General features: G+C 73.9%; 17 protein-coding genes. 8 read left to right on the forward strand and 9 right to left on the reverse strand.

Annotated features, from left to right (window positions below):
• Positions 1-102 precede the first annotated feature (102 nt).
• The gene (locus EU555_RS07160) at positions 103-1,122 is read left to right on the forward strand and encodes a serine hydrolase (RefSeq protein WP_135413991.1); all 1,020 of its coding nucleotides are present in this window, start codon (positions 103-105) and stop codon (positions 1,120-1,122) included.
• A 12-nt stretch (positions 1,123-1,134) separates the two neighbouring features.
• Here EU555_RS07160 and EU555_RS07165 read toward each other — a convergent pair whose 3' ends face one another.
• Positions 1,135-2,193, reverse strand: a complete 1,059-nt coding sequence (locus tag EU555_RS07165; RefSeq protein WP_135413992.1) for a hypothetical protein — start codon at positions 2,191-2,193, stop codon at positions 1,135-1,137.
• A gap of 245 nt (positions 2,194-2,438) precedes the next feature.
• Between EU555_RS07165 and EU555_RS07170 the strand changes: the two genes are divergently transcribed.
• On the forward strand, positions 2,439-3,509 hold the full coding sequence (locus tag EU555_RS07170; protein ID WP_135413993.1) for a glycosyltransferase: 1,071 nt from the start codon (positions 2,439-2,441) through the stop codon (positions 3,507-3,509).
• Between the two features lie 109 nt (positions 3,510-3,618).
• A complete protein-coding gene (locus tag EU555_RS07175) occupies positions 3,619-4,665 on the forward strand; it encodes a beta-1,6-N-acetylglucosaminyltransferase (protein ID WP_167858482.1) in 1,047 nt (348 codons plus the stop codon).
• Positions 4,666-4,819: 154 nt separating this feature from the next.
• Here the strand turns inward: EU555_RS07175 and EU555_RS07180 are convergent, their stop codons facing one another.
• The 3 genes from EU555_RS07180 to EU555_RS07195 form a co-directional block, all read right to left on the reverse strand.
• Complete coding sequence (locus EU555_RS07180; RefSeq protein ID WP_135413995.1) at positions 4,820-6,448, reverse strand: CTP synthase; 1,629 nt, start codon at positions 6,446-6,448, stop codon at positions 4,820-4,822.
• Positions 6,449-6,593: 145 nt separating this feature from the next.
• A complete protein-coding gene (secG, locus tag EU555_RS07185) occupies positions 6,594-7,007 on the reverse strand; it encodes a preprotein translocase subunit SecG (RefSeq protein ID WP_135413996.1) in 414 nt (137 codons plus the stop codon).
• 821 nt (positions 7,008-7,828) lie between these two features.
• Positions 7,829-9,169 carry a dihydroorotase gene (locus EU555_RS07195; protein ID WP_135413997.1) on the reverse strand — a complete coding sequence of 447 codons (1,341 nt, stop codon included), beginning with the start codon at positions 9,167-9,169 and terminating at the stop codon, positions 7,829-7,831.
• A 123-nt stretch (positions 9,170-9,292) separates the two neighbouring features.
• On the opposite strand from EU555_RS07195, the gene ygfZ reads away from it, so the two are divergent.
• Positions 9,293-10,120 carry a CAF17-like 4Fe-4S cluster assembly/insertion protein YgfZ gene (gene ygfZ / locus EU555_RS07200; protein ID WP_135413998.1) on the forward strand — a complete coding sequence of 276 codons (828 nt, stop codon included), beginning with the start codon at positions 9,293-9,295 and terminating at the stop codon, positions 10,118-10,120.
• A 3-nt stretch (positions 10,121-10,123) separates the two neighbouring features.
• Here ygfZ and EU555_RS07205 read toward each other — a convergent pair whose 3' ends face one another.
• Both EU555_RS07205 and EU555_RS07210 read right to left on the reverse strand, forming a co-directional pair.
• A complete protein-coding gene (locus EU555_RS07205; RefSeq protein ID WP_135413999.1) occupies positions 10,124-11,014 on the reverse strand; it encodes a DMT family transporter in 891 nt (296 codons plus the stop codon).
• Positions 11,015-11,038: 24 nt separating this feature from the next.
• Entirely contained in the window at positions 11,039-12,829 is a 1,791-nt protein-coding gene (locus EU555_RS07210) for an ABC transporter ATP-binding protein (RefSeq protein WP_205820828.1), read from the reverse strand.
• 209 nt (positions 12,830-13,038) lie between these two features.
• On the opposite strand from EU555_RS07210, the gene EU555_RS07215 reads away from it, so the two are divergent.
• A complete protein-coding gene (locus EU555_RS07215; protein WP_135414000.1) occupies positions 13,039-14,538 on the forward strand; it encodes a serine protease in 1,500 nt (499 codons plus the stop codon).
• A 9-nt stretch (positions 14,539-14,547) separates the two neighbouring features.
• Here the strand turns inward: EU555_RS07215 and EU555_RS36065 are convergent, their stop codons facing one another.
• The 3 genes from EU555_RS36065 to EU555_RS07225 all read right to left on the reverse strand — a co-directional run bounded on the left by EU555_RS36065 (position 14,548) and on the right by EU555_RS07225 (position 15,648).
• Positions 14,548-14,724, reverse strand: a complete 177-nt coding sequence (locus EU555_RS36065; RefSeq protein ID WP_167858483.1) for a hypothetical protein — start codon at positions 14,722-14,724, stop codon at positions 14,548-14,550.
• A gap of 107 nt (positions 14,725-14,831) precedes the next feature.
• Positions 14,832-15,311: a GNAT family N-acetyltransferase gene (locus tag EU555_RS07220; RefSeq protein WP_167858484.1), complete on the reverse strand. Its 480-nt coding sequence runs from the start codon at positions 15,309-15,311 to the stop codon at positions 14,832-14,834.
• Between the two features lie 88 nt (positions 15,312-15,399).
• On the reverse strand, positions 15,400-15,648 hold the full coding sequence (locus EU555_RS07225; RefSeq protein WP_245524181.1) for a hypothetical protein: 249 nt from the start codon (positions 15,646-15,648) through the stop codon (positions 15,400-15,402).
• Between the two features lie 322 nt (positions 15,649-15,970).
• Here EU555_RS07225 and EU555_RS07230 point away from each other — a divergent pair, with 322 nt between their 5' ends.
• From EU555_RS07230 to EU555_RS07240, 3 genes are read left to right on the forward strand one after another with little or no spacing between them, the layout of a single operon-like run.
• The gene (locus EU555_RS07230; RefSeq protein ID WP_245524182.1) at positions 15,971-17,386 is read left to right on the forward strand and encodes a cytochrome c; all 1,416 of its coding nucleotides are present in this window, start codon (positions 15,971-15,973) and stop codon (positions 17,384-17,386) included.
• A 13-nt stretch (positions 17,387-17,399) separates the two neighbouring features.
• Entirely contained in the window at positions 17,400-17,879 is a 480-nt protein-coding gene (locus EU555_RS07235) for a (2Fe-2S)-binding protein (RefSeq protein ID WP_135414003.1), read from the forward strand.
• Positions 17,879-20,065, forward strand: coding sequence for a xanthine dehydrogenase family protein molybdopterin-binding subunit (locus tag EU555_RS07240; protein ID WP_135414004.1), 2,187 nt, complete (start codon positions 17,879-17,881; stop codon positions 20,063-20,065). The genes EU555_RS07235 and EU555_RS07240 overlap by 1 nt, the downstream gene beginning before the upstream one ends.
• Positions 20,066-20,074 lie beyond the last annotated feature (9 nt).

Below are 20,074 nucleotides of genomic sequence, written 5' to 3' on the forward strand. Positions count from 1 at the left end.
TCCGAGCCCGAAGATCCCCGCGCGGCCGCGCTCGCTCGGCTGTTCCGCGAGACGCCCGCCCGCGCGGGGTGGTTCGCCCCGGCCTTTCTGGCGCAGGTCCCGGTGAGCCGGGTCACCGAGATCCTGCGCGCCCTGACCGACCGGAACGGCCCCTTCGAGGCGCTGACCGGGGCACAGGAGGGCTTCACCGTGCGCCTGCGCGACGCCGAGGTCCCGGCCCGGATCGGCCTCGACGGAGAGGGGCGGATCCAGGGCCTGTTCTTCCACCCGGCCGTGCCGGTCTCCGGCGGGATCGAGGACCACGTCCGGGCCATCGCGGCGCTGCCGGGATGCGCGGCCGTGCTCGTCGCCAGCGAGGGTCAGGTGCGGGCGGAGCACGCCGCCGACCGGCCGCTCGCGGTCGGCTCCGCCTTCAAGCTCGCGGTGCTGCGCGCCGTGGCAGGCGCCTGCGCGGACGGGCGCCTCGCCTGGGACCGTGTCGTGCGGCTCGATCCGGGCTGGCGCTCGCTGCCCACCGGCCTCCTGCAGGACTGGCCCGCGGGCGCGCCGCTCACGGTCGCGACGCTCGCCAACCTGATGATCGCGCAGAGCGACAACACCGCCACCGACGCGCTGATCCGGCTCGTCGGCCGGGAGGCGGTCGAGACGCTGGCACCCCGCAACGCGCCGTTCCCGACGACGCGGGAGGCGTTCCTCCTCAAGCGGGCGGACGCGGCGGACCTCCGGCAGGTCTGGGCCTCGGGCGACGCCGCCGGCCGGCGCGCCCTCCTGGCCGGGCTCGCCGACAGGCCGCTGCCGCGGGCGGACGACCTCGCGCCGGAGGCGACCCTGGAGGTCGAGTGGCTGTTCACCGCGCGGGAGCTCGAGGCCCTGATGCGGGAGACCCACCACCTGCCGGCCCTCGCCATCAGCCCGGGCGCCGTCCCGGCGGGACGATGGCGCCGCGTCGCCTACAAGGGCGGGTCGGAGACCGGCGTCCTCAACCTGACGGCCCTGGTCACCGCCCGGAGCGGAATCCGGCACGGCGTCGTGGCGACCTGGAACGACACGCGAGCCCTCGATCCCGAGCGCCTGCTCGCGCCGTTCCGGGGCATCCTGCGCCGCCTCGACGACGAGGCCTGATCGGGCGCGGGATCACTCGCCCGGGGAGGCCTCGCCCTGCAGCGGCGGCGGCGGGGCCGCCACGCGGGGGCCGGGGCCGCCCGGATGGGCGGCGGCGTTGTTCGTCACCATCGCGAGCATCGACAGGATGAGGTCCTTGTCCGATTGCAGGGCGTCGATCTGCGCATCGGTGCAGCCCTCCTCCAGGTAGGCGACCACCACGGTGCGGCCGGCGGTGTCGGTGATGTAGCCGCCGAAATCCTGGAACGCCCGGGCGAGGGCCCGGCCCTCCGGGGTCTTGAGGCCGAGGCGGGCGAGGTCGACCTGCGGCGGGATCGCGAACAGCGACCCCATCGGGATCAGGCCGGTATGCTCGTTGTTGCCGCCGCCATCGGTGGAGGAGGCCGGCCAGACCGTCCGTGTCCGGCTCGCCTGGGTGGTGCTGGCCGCCATCGCGATGGCGTGGCGGATCTCGCCGCGCTCGAGCTCGGCCCGGCGCACCAGGCCGCCGGCGAGCGAGCCGCCGAAGGCGCGCACCCCCTCCGAGCCCCAGGCGACGCTGGCGATGCCGCTGCCGCGCAGGTCGGTGCGGATGATGTAATGCGCCGTGTAGAGGTTGCGGGCCGCGTCGAAGGCGCCGCGCCAGACCTCGTAGGCGTAGCGCCCCTCCTGGTCGATCAGGATCGCGTGCCCGTCGCCGCCGCCCAGGAAGGCGATGCCGGGCGGGGTGCGCAACGAGAAGCGGCCGCCACCGGGCGAGCCGCCATGCGGCCAGGGCACGGTGGGCGGGCGGCCGCGATAGATCCAGGTCCTCACCGGATCGTCCGGAGCCTGGCGGTAGATCCCGAAGGCGTGGCCGCCGATCCACGCGAAGGCGCCGGCCGGCCCACCGGCATTCTGGTCGCGCAGGAGCGCCGTCTCGGGCGCGTCCCCGGGCTGGAAGACCGCCCCCCGCCCGAGCGGCGTGTTCCAGATGCTCGTCGAGGCGAAGGGCTGCGCGACCGGATCCCGGAACGGGCCGGGGGCCTCGGACCGCGCCGGCAGTCCCATGAGGCCGAACAGGGCGAGCGCGAGGGCGGCAAAGCGGTGCATCGGCGCGGTTCTCCCCGGGGGAACAGGTCGGCGGCAGGGTAGCGGGCCGGCGGCGGGTGCGGAGCACCGCCTTCCGGCGCGGGCGCCTCCCCCGGAGGGCGCGAGGTCGCACCCCTTTCGGGCGAGCCGGCGCCGCCTTTCTCGGACCCGCGGCCGCCGGATTGCGCCGCTCCGGTCAGCCCGGGGGCGCCATAGGCTCCTGCCCGTGACCGGGGACACGGTCGTTCAGGACGGGAGCCGGCTTGATGCAGTGGATCCTCGCGGCCCCCTTCGCCCGAAACGACGAGGGGGACTGGATCACCCGCCACGTCGGCGGGCGCGCCCGCTTCGTGACGGCGCCGGCGCCCTACGACCACGACCGGTCGCGGGCCGCGACGGGCCTGCGGCAATGGTTCGACTACCTGCGCCACGCCTGGCAGGCCTGGCGCCTGGTGCGGGCGGCGCCCCGGGGCGAGGCCGGCCTCCTCACCAATTTCCCGCAGCTCGCCGCGACGGCGGCGATCCTCAAGCTGCTGTCCGGGCGGCGGGACGTGCCGCTCGTCGCCTGGTGCTTCAACCTCGGCCGGACGCCCGGGGGCTGGAAGGGGCGCCTCGCCCGCCTGGCGCTGCGGCAGGTCGACGTGTTCGTGGTGCATTCCCGCCGGGAGATCGCGCTCTACGCCACGTGGCTCGACCTGCCGGCGGAGCGCTTCGTGTTCGTGCCCCTGTCGATCCGCGACGAGAGGCGGGAGACGCGGGAGGACGCGGCGGCGCCCTTCGTCCTCGCGATGGGCTCGGCCAACCGGGACTACCGCACGCTGGCCGCGGCGGCGGCCCTCCTCGGCCTGCCGACCGTCATCGTGGCGGGACACCACGTCACCGCCGGGCTGGCGCTGCCGCCGACCGTCACGGTGCGGCACGACCTCACCACCGCGGAGTGCCACGACCTGTGCGGCCGGGCCCGGGTCACCGTCGTGCCGCTGCGCGATGTCACCTTCACGTCGGGCCAGGTCACGGTGCTCGAGGCGATGATGCTGGGCAAGCCCGTGGTGGCGACCCGGGCCGCCGGCACCGAGGACTACGTGGTCGAGGGGGTGAACGGCCTCCTGGTGCCGCCGGAGGATCCCGCGGCGCTCGCCGCCGCCATCGCGTCCCTCTGGGACGATCCCGCCGCCCGGGCGCGCCTCGGCGCCGGGGCCCGCCGCACCGTCGAGGAGAGCGCCACCTTCCGGGCGGTCGCCCCCGCGATGGCGGCGGTGCTGGAGACGGCCCGGGCCCGGGCCGCGCGCGAGCCCGGCACCCCCCTGCTCGCGCGGGCCGGGAGCCCGACCGGCTGAACGGCGAGGATCGCCTCGCGCAGCCACGCAGCCCCGTCCGCGGCCGGGCCACGATCGCGGACGGCAACGATGCGCCCTTCGCGCACGATCAGGGAGCGGCAGGATGCTCATGACCGCAGGGAACGGTGACGAACCCGGCTCGCCGGTGCGGATGGCCGTGTTGATCATGGCGCACGCGCATCCCGAGCAGGTCGGGCGACTGGTCGAGCGACTGAGCGCGCCCTTCGTCGACATCTACCTCCACATCGACCGGCGGACGGAGAGCGGGCCGTTCCTGTCCGCGCTCGGCGGGCGCCCGGGCTGCACGGTCTTGCCGGACCGCGACCGGGTCGGGGTCCTGTGGGGCGGCTTCTCGGTCGTCCAGGCCATCCTCAACCTGGTGCGGACCGCCCGCCGGGGCTCGCCTGCGGCCGAGCGGTTCTGCCTCCTGTCCGGTGCGGATTACCCGGCGCGGCCGATCCACGCGATCGCCCGGGAGATGGCGGGCGACGTCGAGTACATCGACGTCGAGCAGAAGCTCGACCCGAAGGGGTCGCGGTTCTGCGACACCACCATCCAGCACCACCACCTCGGGAACTTCCGGCTGTTCAATCCCCGCACCTCCCCGAGCGGCCACCTCGTGACGTGGGGGGCGATGCTGGGCGGGATGCTGCCGCGCCTGCGCCAGCCGGCGACGGACCTGTACCGGGGGTCGTGCTGGTGGGCGCTGACGCGGACGGCGATCGACGAGATCCTCGCCCTCATCGCCCGTCAGCCGGGGGAGCTCGCGTGGTTCCGCAAAGCCGTGGTGCCCGACGAGCTCGTCTTCCCGTCCTTCGTCATGGCGACGTCCCGGCGCGACCGCGTCTGGCGCGATCCGGTCGACCGCGGCGTTCTCTCGGAGCCCGACGAGGGACGGCGGCTCGGATCGCACTTCATCCGCTGGGGCGGGGGCATCTCGCCGGAGATCCTGACCGAGCGCGACCACGACGCCATCCTGGCCTCCGGCGCGCCATTCATCCGCAAGGTCGATCCCGCCGCCTCACGGGCGCTCCTCGACGCGCTCGATGCCGCGGCAGGGCGGGGTCCGGCCGATGCGATACTCTCGGAGAGCCAGGGCTGCCGCCCCGCGTCGTCCCGGGCCCGCCAGGCGGAGCCCGGGATCCACAACCGCTGACGGTGCGGGACGGGCGGGCTGCGAGCCCCCCTTGCGCGTCAGCGATCAAGGATCCCGGAACGACGGGCGCGGACACCGACACGGATGGCCGTGCGGCTTGCGCGCCGTCCGGACAGGCCGGCCCGACGCCCGAACAACCGGCCCGGATCCGGCCTCACACCAGCCGGCTCTGCTCGATCGCCGCCGCCACGAAGCTCTGGAACAGCGGGTGCGGCTCGAACGGCCGCGACTTCAGCTCCGGGTGGAACTGCACGCCGATGAACCAGGGATGCCCCACCACCTCGACGGTTTCCGGCAGGAGCCCGTCCGGCGACAGGCCGGCGAAGCGCATGCCCTTGGCCTCCAGCCGCTCGCGATAGGCCATGTTGACCTCGTAGCGGTGGCGGTGGCGCTCGGCGATGCGGGTGCCGCCGTAGATCTTCGCGATCTGCGAATCGGGCGCCAGCGCCGCCGTGTAGGAGCCGAGCCGCATCGTGCCGCCGAGGTCGCCCTCCGCCACCCGGCGCTCGAGCTCGTTGCCGCGCATCCACTCGGTAAGGAGGCCGACCACCGGCTCAGGGGTCGGGCCGAACTCGGTCGAGTTGGCGTCCGGGATGCCGGCGAGGGACCGGGCCGCCTCGACCACCGCCATCTGCATGCCGAAGCAGATGCCGAAATACGGGATCTTGCGCTCGCGGGCGTAGCGGGCGGCGCGGATCTTCCCCTCGGCCCCGCGCTGGCCGAAGCCGCCCGGCACCAGGATGCCGTTGAGGCCCTCCAGGAACGGGCCCGGATCCTCGCGCTCGAACACCTCGGACTCGATCCACTCCAGGTTGACCTTGACCCGGTTGGCGATGCCGCCGTGGTGCAGGGCCTCGATCAGCGACTTGTAGGCGTCCTTGAGGCCCGTGTACTTGCCCACGATGGCGATCGAGACCTCGCCCTCCGGGCTCTTGATCCGGCTGACGATGTTGCGCCAGCGGTCGAGCTTCGGCTCGGGGCCGGTCTCGAGGCCGAAATGCGCCAGCACCTCGCGGTCGAGGCCCTCCTCCTTGTAGGAGAGCGGGACCTCGTAGATCGTCCCGACGTCCCGGGCCTCGATCACCGCCGATTCGCGCACGTTGCAGAACTGGGCGAGCTTGCGCCGCTCCTCGCGGGGGATCGGCCGGTCGCAGCGGCAGAGCAGGATGTCGGGCTGGATGCCGATCGAGCGCAGCTCCGCCACCGAGTGCTGGGTCGGCTTGGTCTTCAATTCGCCCGCCGACGGGATGTAGGGCAGGAGCGTCAGGTGGACGTAGGCGCAGGCGCCCCGCGGCAGCTCCTGGCCGAGCTGGCGGATCGCCTCGAAGAACGGCAGTCCCTCGATGTCGCCGACGGTGCCGCCGATCTCGACCAGCACGAAGTCGTAGGCCTCGTTGCCGTCGAGGACGAATTCCTTGATGGCGTTGGTGACGTGCGGGATCACCTGGATCGTGGCGCCGAGATAGTCGCCCCGGCGCTCCTTGGTGATGATGTCGAGGTAGATCCGCCCCGTCGTGATATTGTCGGCGCGGGTCGCCGGCACGCCGGTGAAGCGCTCGTAATGGCCGAGATCGAGGTCGGTCTCGGCGCCGTCGTCGGTGACGAAGACCTCGCCGTGCTGCGTCGGGCTCATCGTGCCCGGATCGACGTTGAGATAGGGGTCCAGCTTGCGCAGGCGGACCTTGTAGCCGCGGGCCTGGAGCAGGGCCGCGAGGGCGGCGGAAGCGAGACCCTTGCCGAGCGAGGAGACCACGCCGCCGGTGATGAAGACATACCGCGTCATGGGACTCGCTCCATACACAGGCGTGGCCTTGTTGCCAAACGCCGTCAGCTCAACGGGGTCATGTCCGGACGGCGGGGCCGGCCGGATTCACAGGATCTTTTTCGGTACGGGGCGGCGCCGATGCGCCGCCGGGATCAGCGCGCGATCACCGCGACTGCGGCGCGGCCGGAACCGCCGGTGCGGTGGGCGCCGCCGGGGCCGCGGGCGCCGGCGTCGCGGGCGCGTCGCCCTGCTGCTGGCGCAGCTGGTCGAGGACGTTGCCGGCCGGCGGGGCGCCGGTCTGGCCCGCCGGGGCCCGGGTACCGGCGCCGTCGAAGATCGAGCGCGGGCCGGTGCCCCGGTGCGACATGATGGCCAGGATCATGCTGGTGGCGAAGAACAGGGCCGCCAGGATCGCGGTGGCGCGGGTGAGCGCGTTGGCCTGGCCGCGGCCGGTCATGAAGCCCTGCGTGCCGCCCCCGCCGCCGAGGCCGAGGCCGCCCTCGGAGCGCTGCAGCAGCACCACGCCGATGAGGGCGAGGACGATGATCAGGTGGACGACGATCAGGACGGTCTGCATCGGGCTTCCGGGCCGGCCCTCGCGGGACCGCCAACGTGGCAACGGCCGGCACGCGGGACGCGTCCGGACCTCCAATTCCGGGCGCTCCTATACGAGAAGCGCGCCGGCGCCAAGGGTGGCGGGGAAGAAGTCGAGATCGGAGCGGGCGCCCGAACCCTCTCCCCTCTGCGGGGGAGGGTGCCCCACGAAGTGGGGCGGGAGAGGGGCCGCCGCTTCCGGAGAAATCGCACGCGTCTTGAAGGGCGCCCCCTGGATCAGCGTTGCGCTGCCCCTCTCGACGGGACTGCGTCCCGCTGCGCTCCCTCCGCTCGCCACTCTCCCCCGCAGAGGCAGGGCTGTCCGGGGAAAATCCCTTTTAGAATCAAGCGCGAGATCCCCTCTCCCGTGTGGGAGAGGGGTAGGGGTGAGGGTGGAGACGGTGCCGCAATGATCCTGAACCGCCGAGCTGCGAAGCTCGACTGTCGGCGGCTTATCCTGAAGCCGAGCCACCCTCACCCCCGCCCCTCTCCCACACGGGCTATCGCATTCACACAACCCGGTCTGATTGCTCTCCCCATTGAAGGGAGCGCGCCTCCCCTCCCCCTTGTGGGGAGGGGTAAGGGGGTGGGGGTGGTGCCGCGTTGAGCTGTGCGGTGCCTTCTGCACCACCCCCACCCCTATCCCCTCCCCACAAGGGGGAGGGGAAGTGCGCGCTTTTACAAAGGGTTGGACCTCAAACGCGATGTGTGAATCTGCAAGCCCACACGGGAGAGGGGAGACTCGCGCTTTTCCTTTTCCCCGGACAGCCCTGCCGCGTAGGGGGAGGTTTCAGGGGCGGTGCCTCACCCCCGCGCCGGAAACCCCTCCTCGAACCGCACCGCCTCGCCGCGCGACGGCTCCGTGAGCGTACCCTCCCACATCACCGCCTGCCCCCGCACCACGGTGCCGACCGGCCAGCCGGTCACCGCGCGGCCGTCATGGGGCGTCCAGCCGCACTTGGAGGCGATCCAGGCGTTGGTGATGGTCTCGCGGCGCTTCAGGTCCACCACCGTCACGTCGGCGTCGTAGCCCACCGCCAGGCGGCCCTTCCGGGCGATGCCGAAGATGCGCTTCGGGCCGGCGCTGGTGAGGTCCACGAAGCGCTGCAGCGAGAGGCGGCCGGCCGCGACGTGGTCGAGCATCACCGGCACCAGGGTCTGCACGCCGGTCATGCCGGAGGGCGACTCAGGATAGGCCTTCCGCTTCTCCTCCAGGGTGTGCGGGGCGTGGTCGGAGCCCAGCACGTCGGCGACGCCCTGCGACAGGCCCCACCACAGCCCGTCGCGATGCACGGCGTCGCGCACCGGCGGGTTCATCTGCACCAGCGTGCCGAGGCGGGCATAGGCCTCGTCTCCGTCCAGCGTCAGGTGGTGGGGCGTCAGCTCGCAGGTGGCGACGTCCTTGTGCTCGGCGAGGAAGCGCATCTCCTCCTTGGTCGAGATGTGCAGGATGTGGATGCGGGCGCCGGTCTCGCGGGCGATGCGCACCAGGCGCTCGGTGGCCTTGAGCGCCGCCTCCGGCGAGCGCCAGACCGGGTGGGAGGACGGATCGCCCGGCACCCGCAGGCCCTTGCGGTCGCGCAGCATCGCCTCGTCCTCGGCGTGGAAGGCCGAGCGGCGGCGGGTGCGCTTCAGGATCTCACGGATGCCGGCATCGTCCTCGACGAGGAGCGAGCCGGTCGAGGAGCCGATGAACACCTTGATCCCGGCCGCCCCCGGCAAGCGCTCCAGCTCGGCCACGTCCTTCGCGTTCTCGTGCGTGCCGCCGACCCAGAAGGCGAAGTCGCAATGCATGCGGTGGTGGGCGCGCCGGAGCTTGTCGTCGAGCGCCTCCGGGTCCGTCGTCTGCGGCACGGTGTTGGGCATCTCGAACACGGTGGTCACCCCGCCCATCACGGCGGCGCGCGAGCCGGTCTCGAGATCCTCCTTGTGGTCGAGCCCCGGCTCGCGGAAATGCACCTGGCTGTCGATGACGCCCGGCAGGAGGTGGAGGCCGCGGCAATCGAGCGTGCGGCCGGCATCGGCCTGCGACAGGTCGCCGATTGCGGCGACGCGGCCCGCCCGCACCCCGATATCGGCCAGCCCCTCGCCGTCGTGGTTGACCACGGTGCCGCCGCGCAGGAGGAGGTCGAAGCTCTGGCTCATCGTCGGGATCTCCGTCCGTAGTCCGCGTTCGCCCCTGCCTCGTTCGCTCCTTGCGCCGCGATTGAGGGCCGGGCGCAGGCGGCTTATGTCAGCCCTGCCCGCGGTTCAAGCAAAGGACCCAAGATGCCGCTCGCCCTCCTGCCGGACCGCGCCATCGTGGCGGTCGCCGGCGCCGACGCATCGCGCTTCCTGCAGGATCTCCTGACCTGCAACGTCGAGACGCTGCCCGAGGACGAGACGCGGCTCGGCGCCCTGCTCAGCCCCCAGGGCAAGATCCTGTTCGACTTCCTCGTCAGCCGCGCGCCCGACGGCTACCGCCTCGACGTCGCCCGCGACCGGGTGCCCGACCTCGTCAAGCGCCTGACCCTCTACCGCCTGCGCGCCAAGGTGACGGTCGAGGCTTCACGCCTCGCCGTCGCTGCCGGCTGGGACACCCCGGCCCCCTCCCCGGCGATCCGGGACGGCCGGCTGCCGGCGCTCGGCTGGCGCCTCTACGCCACCGAGGACGCGATGCCGCCGGCCGATGCCGACGCGGCAGCCTACACGGCCCACCGCATCGCGCTCGGCGTGCCGGAGGGCGGCACCGACTTTGCCTACGGCGACGCCTTCCCGCACGAGGCGCTGATGGACCAGCTCGGCGGCGTCGACTTCAGGAAGGGCTGCTATGTCGGCCAGGAGGTCGTGTCGCGGATGCAGCACCGCGGCACCGCCCGCACCCGCATCGTGCCGCTCGTCTACCGCGACGGCGAGCCTGCGCCGGCCGGCGCGCCGGTGACCGCCGGCGAGCGCAGCCTCGGCCAGACCGGCGGCGGGGCGGGCGGGCGCGGCCTCGCGACCCTGCGTCTCGACCGGGTGGCCGAGGCGGTCGCGGCCGGCGAGACGGTGCTGGCCGGCGGGCGGCCGGTCGCGGTGGAGAAGCCGGCTTTCGCGACCTTCGCCTGGCCGGCGTGAGCCTCAGCCCCGCGTCGTCAGCACGACCCCGGCGCCGATCGCCAGGATGGCGCCGACATGGAGCGGGTCCGGCACCTCGCCGAGGACCGGGATTGCCAGCAGCGTCGCGATCACCGGCACCAGGGCCGTGAAGGCCGGGGTGCGCCGGCCGATCAGCCCGAGGGATCGGGTGAAGGCCGCGAGCGCCACCGCGCTGGCCAGCACGCCCTGGTAGACGGCCTGGACGGCGAGTTCCGCCGCGGGCGCCTGCGCCAGGCGCGACAGGCCGGAGGCGAGGTAGAGCGGGATGTAGGTGACGAGGGAGGCGACGCAGATCAGCGCCGTCGCCTCCAGCGCCCCCAGGCGCGAGCGGCGCATCCGCACCGTCCCGACGGCCCACAGGAAGGCGGCGGTGAGGAAGAGGGCGTAGCCGAACAACTCGTCGGCGTCGCGAAAACCCCCCGCCAGGGTGAGCGCCCCGGCGGCGATGAGGCCGAGGCCGGCGAGCGCCCACCGGCCCGGCCGGTCGCGCAGGGCGAGCACGCCGAGGAGCGCGGCGAAGAGCGGCATGGTGCCGGGCGTCAGCGCCGCGCCGTGGCCCGCGGGTGCGTAGCGCAGGCCGACCGAGATCAGCATCGCGAAGGGCGCGCCTTGCGCGACGTAGAGGAAGATCCCGTCGACGATCGTCCTGCGGTCGAGGCCGCGCAGGCGCATCGCGAGCACCGGCAGCAGGACCAGGCCGCCGATGCCGAAGCGCAGCGCCACGAGGTCGGCCGGCCCGAGCACGCCCCCCGCCCCCACCGTCCGGCGGGTGACCACGAACCATCCGCCCCAGATGCTGACGGCGAGGAGCGCGAAGGCGACGCCCTCGGCGAGGCGGCGTCCGGACGGCGCCCCGCTTCCCTGCGCCTTCACGAACCTTGCCTCACGAATCCTGCCTCACGAGGCCTGGGCCGCCGGGGCGGCGGGCTCGCGGTCATCCGCGAGCTGGAGCCGGTGCAGCCGGGCATAGGTGCCGCCCCGGGCGATCAGCGCCGCGTGGCTGCCGGTCTCGGCGACCCGGCCGGCCTCCATCGCGACGATCACGTCGGCGTCCCGCACCGTCGAGAGGCGGTGGGCGATGACCAGGGTGGTGCGGCCGCGCATCAGCCGGGTCAGCGCGGCCTGGACGAGCTGCTCGGATTCGGCGTCGAGCGCCGAGGTCGCCTCGTCGAGGAGCAGGATCGGCGCGTCGCGCAGGAAGGCGCGGGCGAGCGCGATGCGCTGGCGCTCGCCGCCCGACAGCCGGTTGCCGGCGGGGCCGACGCGGAAATCGTAGCCCTCCGGGCGCGCCGTGATGAAGTCGTGCGCGGCGGCGGCCCTGGCGGCCGCCTCGATCTCGGCCCGGCTCGCGCCCTCGCGGCCGAAGGCGATGTTCTGCGCGATGGTGTCGTCGAACAGCACCACCTCCTGCGACACCACCGCGACGGCGCGGCGGAGCGAGGCCAGCGTCACGTCGCGCACGTCCTGGCCGTCGATGGTGACCCGGCCCTCGGTCACGTCGTAGAGCCGCGGCACCAGGGACAGGAGCGTCGACTTGCCCGAGCCGGAGCGGCCGACCAGCGCCGTGGTGCGCCCGGCCGGCACCGTGAGGTCGATGCCTTCGAGCGCCGGGGCGTCGTCGCTGTAGCGGAAGCGCACGCCCTCGAACCGGACCTCGCCGCCAGACACCTGCAGAGCGGGCGCCCCCGGCTTCTCCCGGATCCGCGGCGCCTCGTCCATCAGCGCGAAGGTGCGCGAGAGGGCGGCGAGCGATTCCTGCAGGATCGCGTTGAGGTTGCCGAGCGCCCGGGCCGGCTGGGCGGCGAGCAGCAGGGCCGCGACGTAGCCGGTGAAGTCGCCCACCGTCTTCTCGCCCGAGAGGATGCGGTGGCCGATGAAGGCCAGCACGCCCGCGACCGCGAGCCCGCCGCCGACCTCGAGGAGCGGGTCGAGCCGGCCGCGGGCATTGGCGGCCTTCATCTTGAGGCGGCGCACCTCGTCGAGGGCGTCGCGGGTGCGGCCCTTGAGGTAGCCTTCGAGCCCGTAGGTCTTGGCGACCCGGGCGCCCGCCAGGCTCTCGCTGATCAGGCTCGCGGTGGCGCCGACCTGCTCCTGCGTCGAGGTCGAGACCCGGCGCAGCTTCTTGCCGATGCGGGCGATCGGCCCGGCGATGAACGGCACCGTGACGCCGGCGACCACCGTCAGCCACGGGTCCATCCAGATCATCGCGCAGACGAGGGCCACCAGCATCGCCACGTCGCGCAGGAGCACGGTGGAGATGCGCGTCAGCGCCTCCTTGATGAAGGCGAAGTCGGTGGTGAAGCGCTGGGTCAGGCTCGCCGGGCTCTCGCGGCCGAGCTGGGCGAGGTCCTGCTCGATCAGGTGGCCGTAGAGGGCCGCCTGCATGTCGGCTTCGACCCGGGTGACGACCCGGTTGGTCAGAACCGTCTGGGCGAGCAGCGCGAAGCCCCGCACCGCCGTGACGGCGATCACCAGCACGGGGCCGTAGGCGAGCGCGTTGGCGTCCTTGGCGTCGAAGGCGTCGAACGCGGCCTTGATCAGGGTCGGATAGAATCCGGTGGCGGCGCCCACCACCGCGATCAGCACCAGAACCAGGGCCAGGGTGCCGGCATGCGGCCGCAGCCAGTCGCGCCAGAGCCGCGTCAGCAATGGCAGCATGTCGCCGGAGAGGAGGGGGCGCCGCGCCATGATGCTCGCTTCGTCCGTTTCTTGAGACGCCGCGCTAGCACGCGGGACGGCCGAGCGGCAACGCGGGCCCGCGCGCGGCTGGGCTGCGGGCGGAGGCGCGGCACGGCTGACGGGAGGTGGAGCCCGATTGAACAATTGCCGCCTGTGCGTCAATTTCGTGTCAAAACCAGGGCGTGCAGAATGCCCGGCGACACGGAGGCTCGACGTCCATGGCCCGGTATGCTGCCCCCCTGACCGCGCTCCTGGTCGGCCTCGCCCTCGCGGGGCCGCCCGCCGCCGCCCAGGCACCCGCGGGCTACGCCGAGGCGGAATCGCGCTTCGCCTTCCTGGAGACCGAGCGGCGGGTGCGGCTGCAGACCCTGCTGACCGCCGCCGGCTACTGGACCGGGATGCCGAACGTCACCTTCGGCCGGCGCCTGTTCGACGCGGTGGCGCAGTTCCAGGGCGAGAACGGCTTCCGGCCCACCGGCTGGCTCGACGGGGCGCAGATCGCCCGGCTGCGCGTCCTGGCGACGCCGAAGCTGGCACAGTGGGGCCTGCGCACGATCGCGCATCCGTTCCGGCCGGTCTCGATTTGGGCCCCGATGGGGCTCGGGCTCACCGCCGAGCGCACGGCCCGCGGCCTCGAGCTCAAGGACCCGACGCGGCGCCTGTCGCTCGCCTACAATTATCTGCAGAACGTCGCGGTGGCCGACGCCTTCGCCTATACGGTCGAGAAGTTCCAGCGCGAGGGCGCGACCCTGCATTACAAGGTGCTGCGGCCGGACTTCTTCGCGATCTCGGCCTCCCAGGACGGCATCGACATCTACATGCGCTACCACCAGGACGGGCCGGGGGCGCTGGGCTTCGTCCTGCGCTGGGACACCCGCGCGACCGACCTGTCCGCCGAGCGCATCGCGGTGCTGGTCTCCGCCTCGCTGTGGTCGGCGATGACGCCGGACGCGCCCTTCATCCCGCTGCCCGAGATCGGCGCGCCGGACGCCCGCGCGGTCGCCCTTCCGCCGGTGCAGACCGCGCCGCCCGCCGTTCCGTCGCCGCCGCCGGCGGTCGCGGCCCTGCCGCCCGCCACCCCGCCCGCCGCCAAGCCCCGGGACAGCTCCGGCACCGGCTTCTTCGTCGGCGGGTCCGGCGAGGTGCTGACCAACGCGCACGTGGTCGAGGATTGCGGACGCGTCGAGGTCCGCGGCCCCCTCGGGGCGGTGCCGGCGCAGGTCGTCGCCCGGGACGCCGCCAACGACCTCGCGATCCTGCGCACCGGCCTGACGCCCCCGAAGGTCGCGGCCCTGAGGATGGGCATCCGCCTCGGCGAGCCGGTGGCGGCGTTCGGCTATCCCCTCGCCGGCGTGCTCTCCACCTCGGGCAACTTCACCCTCGGCAACGTGACGGCGCTGACCGGGCTCGGCGACAATACCAGCTACCTGCAGGTCTCCGCGCCCGTACAGCCGGGCAATTCCGGCGGCCCGCTCCTCGACGGCAACGGCAACTTCGTCGGCGTGGTGACGGCGAAGCTCAATGCCCTCAAGGTGATGGTGGCGACGAACGGCGACATCCCGCAGAACGTCAACTTCGCCCTCAAGGGTGCGGTGGCGGCGACCTTCCTGGAGAGCAACGGCGTCGCCTTCACGGCTGGCAGCGCCGCGGCCCCGATGGCCCCGGCCGACCTCGCCGACCACGCCAAGGCGATGAGCGTCTCCGTGACCTGCCGCTAAGGGCGTTTGCTACCGCATCATCGCGAGGGCGGCCTGGATCAGGGTCGCCCCGCCGATCGGGGCCATGAACCAGAGCAGCACGTTGACGACGATGATCCAGACGAGCATCCGCTCCTGGCGCTGGGTGAGCCGGGGCTGGCGCGGCGGCGGCTCCCAGGGCGATCTCCACCCTCCCTCGACGAACATCGGCGCCTCCGCGCTGTCCTCCGTGTCCTCGACCAGTTAGGGGCGGCGGATGGTGGTGAAAGTGCGGCGTGTTGTGCGGCCGGTCGCGGCGCTGGTCGAACGCATGGTCAGCGTGCCGCCGGAGTGAGGTCCCGCCGCATCAGCGCGTAGGTCCGGTCCCGGTACGGAAACGTCTCGACGGTCCGCCAGCCGATCCGGGCGTAGAGCCCCTCCGCGCTGCGGGTGTAGAGCCAGAGGGTCGGGATCGCGAGGTCCGAGGCCCCGGCCTCGACCGCGGCGACGAGGCGGGCGGCGTGGCCCCGGCCGCGGGCGTGGGGCGCCACGAACACGCCGGCGAGCCAGGGCGTCAGGTCCGGGCGCGGGTCGAGGTCGTGGGCGGCGAGGCTCGCCATGCCGACCGGCTGGCCGTCGGCCAGGAGGACCCAGGTGCGCGGCATCGGGTCGGTCCCGGCGGCGGTCGCGGCTTCGGCCGCCGCCACCTCGGCGAGGGTGCGGCCCTGCCCCCGCGCGAAGGCCTCCCAGCGCCAGCGGGCGGTCACGGGTGCGAGGTCGGGCCGTTCGGCCGTGGTCACGATCGCGTGGGGCATGGCGGGCCGCATCCCGGAGCGCCACCGTCCATCGCCTGTCCCCGCCCCGCCATCAAGCCGTCGATGCCGGAGGCCCGATGCCGGACGTTCAATGCCAGCCCTGGCCGAAGCGACCGGTCGAGTGCATCAGGGTGTGTCCGCATTCGAGGCAGAGGTAGCGGGTCTCGATGCCACCGCCGAACGCCTCGACCACCGGGGTCGAGGCCACCACCATCAGGCGCGCATGGGGCCGCTCCTGCCAGTGCGCGCGCATCTGCCCGCGACAGGCGCGGCAGGCCGCGTCGTCGGCACTCATCGGCGGCGGCCCGAGGCGGGCGTGGTATGTCTGCTGCACCATGACTCCGCCTCGGTGGCTCCGTCTCGATGACTCCGTCGCGGCGGCTGTCTCGCGCGGTGGGCCGCATCCGAAACGATCCCCGGGAGGAGCGCCCGCCGGCCCCGCGGGAGGAGCAAGAACGGGACCGAGCGGCAGTGCCGGCACATGCCCTGCAAGGCCAAGCCGATCCGGCCCCGCCTTTCGGTTCGGACGATACCACTCTTTCGAGGGATTGCGGCAAGACTGTGCGGGGGCGCGGCATCGCCGCCGGCGGCGGGAACCGTGGCCGCGGGTGCCGGTTGACCCGCCGCCGGAGGGACGGGCCTTCCGTCGGGAGGTCCCAGTGAGGCGTCGCCGGATCGCCGTCTGGCTCGGAGGGGTGGCTCTCCTCGCGGTCGCGGGATCGGGCCTCGCGGCCTGGCGGTCCGCCCTCCCGCCGGGCGGTCCCGAGCCGGGCGAGACCGTGCCCGAGCGGGTGCAGCAGGGAGCGGTCCTCGCCGCCCTCGGCTACTGCGCCTCCTGCCACACCGCCGAGGCCGGCCGGCCCTATGCGGGCGGCCGCGGGGTCGCAACGCCGTTCGGCACGATCTACGCCACCAACATCACGCCGGATCCCGAGACCGGGCTCGGCCGCTACACGCTCGCAGCCTTCACCCGGGCGATGCGTGCGGGTGTGGACCGGGACGGCCGCCACCTGTACCCGGCCTTCCCGTACACCCACTATGCCGGGCTCACCGACGCCGACATCGCCGCCCTCTACGCCTTCGTGATGACGCGCGAGCCGGTGCGGGCCGAGGCAAAGGCCAACGCCCTGCCCTTCCCGCTCTCCTGGCGGCCGCTGATCGCCGGCTGGAAGCTCCTGTTCTTCCGCACGCCCACCCTGCCGAAGGACGAAAGCCGCGATCCGGCCTGGCACCGCGGCGCCTACCTCGCCGAGGCGCTCAGCCATTGCGGCGCCTGCCACACGCCGCGCAATGTCCTGGGTGCCGAGATCAAGTCGCGGGCCTATGCCGGGGGCGAGGCCGACGGCTGGTGGACGCCGCCCCTCGACCGCTCCTCGCCGGCGCCGCTGCCCTGGAGCGAGGACGACCTCGCCCGCTACCTCGCCGAGTGGGACCCGCAGCATGGCGGGGCCGGCGGCCCGATGCGCCCGGTGGTCGACGCCCACGCGGCGGTGCCGAAGGGCGAGATCCGGGCGCTCGCCCGCTACGTCGCGACGCTCTACGGGCCGGGCCCCGCCGGCAGCCGCACCGGCCCGGTCGACCGGGCGCCCGGTGACGACCCAAGACTCGGTGAGGACCCAAGACTCGGCGAGGGCTCAAGACTCGGCGAGGGCTCAAGACTCGGCGAGGGCTCAAGACTCGGCGAGGGCTCAAGACTCGGCGAGGACCCGGGCCTCGCCCGGGGGGCCGCGACCTATGCGGGCGCCTGCGCGGTCTGCCACGAGAGCGGCGGGGGCGCAGCCGGCGGCGTGCCCTACACGACGCCGTCGCTCGGCCACCGCACCACCTTGCGGGCGCCGGATCCCCGCAACCTGATCCTGGTCCTGCGCGACGGCGTCGCGCCGCGGGAGCACGCGCCGGGGCCGATCATGCCGGCCTTCGGGGCGGTGCTGACGCAGGCCCAGATGACCGACCTCGCCGCCTATCTGCGGGCCCGGTTCAGCCCCGACGGGCCCTGGCCCGGGCTCGACGGGACGGTGCGGGAGCTGATGCGAGAGCCCCCCCGCTCCGGTGCCCGGGCGGAGGCGAGCCCGTGAGGAGGAGACGCCGATGCCGACCCTGACGGTGAACGGCCGGGCCCAGGCGGTCGCGGCCGAGCCCGAGACCCCGCTCCTCTACGTGCTGCGCGACGAATTCGGGCTCAACGGCGCCAAGTTCGGCTGTGGGCTCGGCCAGTGCGGCGCCTGCACGGTGGAGGTGGAGGGCCGCGCCGTCCTGTCCTGCCTCACTCCGATCGGGCTGCTGGAGGGCCGGCCCGTCACCACCGTCGAGGGGTTGGGGACGCCGGAGAATCCAGGTCCGCTCCAGGCCGCCTTCATCGCCGAGAACGCGGCGCAGTGCGGCTACTGCATCGCCGGCATGGTAATGCGCGCCTACGCCCTGTTGCGGAACAACCCGCATCCGGGCGAGGCCGAGATCCGCGACGCGCTGCGGCTCAACCTGTGCCGCTGCGGCACCCACATGCGGATCCTCGCCGCCGTGCGCCGCGCCGCCGGGCGCGAGCCCGCCGCGACGGGGGCGACGCCGTGATGGCGCTGACCCGCCGCACCCTGCTCGTCGGGGGCGCGCTCCTCGTCGGGATCGGGCTGCCGCGGCCGGCCCGGGCCGCCGCGCCGACCGGCAGCCTGCCCGCGGCGCCGCGGATCGACGCCTGGATCCGCCTCGGCGAGGACGGCGCCGCGACGGTGCTCACCGGCAAGGCCGAGCTCGGCCAAGGGATCAAGACGGCGCTGATCCAGGTCGCGGCGGAGGAGCTCGGGCTCGACCCGGCCTCCGTGCACCTCGTCACGGCCGATACCGAGCTGACCCCGAACGAGGGCTACACCGCCGGCAGCCACTCGATGCAGGATTCCGCCACGGCGATCCGGCTCGCCGCCGCGGCGGCCCGGGCGCTGCTCGCCGAGGCGGCCGGGCGCCGGCTCGGCCTGCCGCCGGAGTCGCTGACGGTGGCGGACGGGGCCGTGGCGGCACCGGACGGAATGCGGCTCCCGTTCGGCGAACTCGTGCAGGAGGTCGACCTCGAGGCGGAGGTGCCCGCCACCACACCGTTGCGGGATCCGGCCACGTACACGATGGTGGGCCGGCCGCTGCCCCGGGTCGACATCCCCGGCAAGGTCGCGGGCGCAGCCTCCTACGTCCAGGACATCCGCGCCCCCGGGATGGTGCATGCCCGGATCCTGCGCCCGCCCCGCCCGGGCGCGCGCCTCGTCGCCCTGGAGGCCGAGAGCGTGGCCGCCCGCTCCGGCGTGATCCGGGTGCACCGCGACGGCGACTTCGTGGCGGTGCTGGCGGAGCGGGAATACGCCGCCGTCACGGCTTTGCGGGCGCTCGCCCGCGTCGCGGTCTGGCAGGGCGGTACCGTCGTGCCGGAGCCCGACGCCCTGTTCTCGGACCTCGCCGGCCGCAAGGCCGAGCGCACGGTGATCCACGAGGCCGGGGCCGGCACGCCGGTGCCGGCCGGGCGGCGGCTCACGGCGCAGTACCGGCGGCGTTACCAGATGCACGGCTCGATCGGCCCGTCCTGCGCGGTCGCCGAGTTCGACGGCAGCCGCCTCACCGTCTGGTCGCACGCGCAAGGGATGTTCCCCCTGCGCAAGGCGCTCGCCGAGATGCTGGCGCTGCCCGAGGATCAGGTCCGCTGCATCCATGTCGAGGGCTCGGGCTGCTACGGCCATAACGGCGCCGACGACGCGGCCGGCGACGCGGCCCTGCTCGCCCGCGCCCTGCCCGGCCGCCCGGTGCGGGTGCAGTACACCCGCGAGCAGGAGCACCTGTGGGAGCCCTATGGCGGCGCCATGCTGACCGAGGCCTCGGCGGTGCTCGGGCCCGACGGGCGCATCGCCGACTGGGATTATTCGGTGCGAAGCCCGACCCACCTCACCCGCCCGCCCGGCGCCGGCCAGCTGCTCTCGGCCCGGATGCTCGAAAAACCCTTCCGGGCCCCGCCCCCGAAGGCGCTGCCGCAGCCCGAGGGCGGCGGCGACCGCAACGCCATCCCGCTCTACCGCCTGCCCCGGGCGCGGGTGGCGCACGACTTCGTCACCGACATGCCGCTCCGCGTCTCGGCCCTGCGCAGCCTCGGCGCCTACATGAACGTCTTCTCGATCGAGAGCTTTCTCGACGAGCTGGCCGAGGCGGCCGGCGCCGACCCGGTCGCCTTCCGGCTCGCCCATCTCGACGATCCCCGGGCGCGGGCCGTCATCGAGGCCGCGGCGGAGCGCTTCGGCTGGGGCCGGACGCTCCAGAGGGGCCACGGCGCCGGCTTCGCGTTTGCCCGCTACAAGAACCTCGCGGCCTATTGCGCCCTCGCGGTCGAGGTGGCGGTCGCGCGCGAGAGCGGCCGGGTCCGGCTGGTGCGGGCGCAAGGAGCGGTCGATGCCGGCCAGATCGTCAACCCGCACGGGATCCGCGACCAGATCGAGGGCGGGATCATCCAGGCGATGAGCTGGAGCCTGTTCGAGGCCGTGGCGCACGATGCCGAGGGCCCGACGAGCCGGGACTGGAGCACCTACCCGATCGCCCGCTTCCCCGACATCCCTGAGCGCCTCGACGTCCACCTGATCGACCGGCCCGGCGCGCCCTTCCTCGGCGCCGGCGAGGTCGCGCAGGGCCCGACCGCCGCGGCGCTCGCCAACGCGATCCGGCAGGCCGCCGGGGTGCGGCTGCGCGAGCTGCCGATGCGGCCGGAACTGGTCAAGGCGGGGATCGGGGTGTGACGCGAGGCC

This window comes from Methylobacterium nonmethylotrophicum, assembly GCF_004745635.1.
In the GTDB taxonomy this organism is placed as follows: Bacteria; Pseudomonadota; Alphaproteobacteria; order Rhizobiales; family Beijerinckiaceae; genus Methylobacterium; species Methylobacterium nonmethylotrophicum.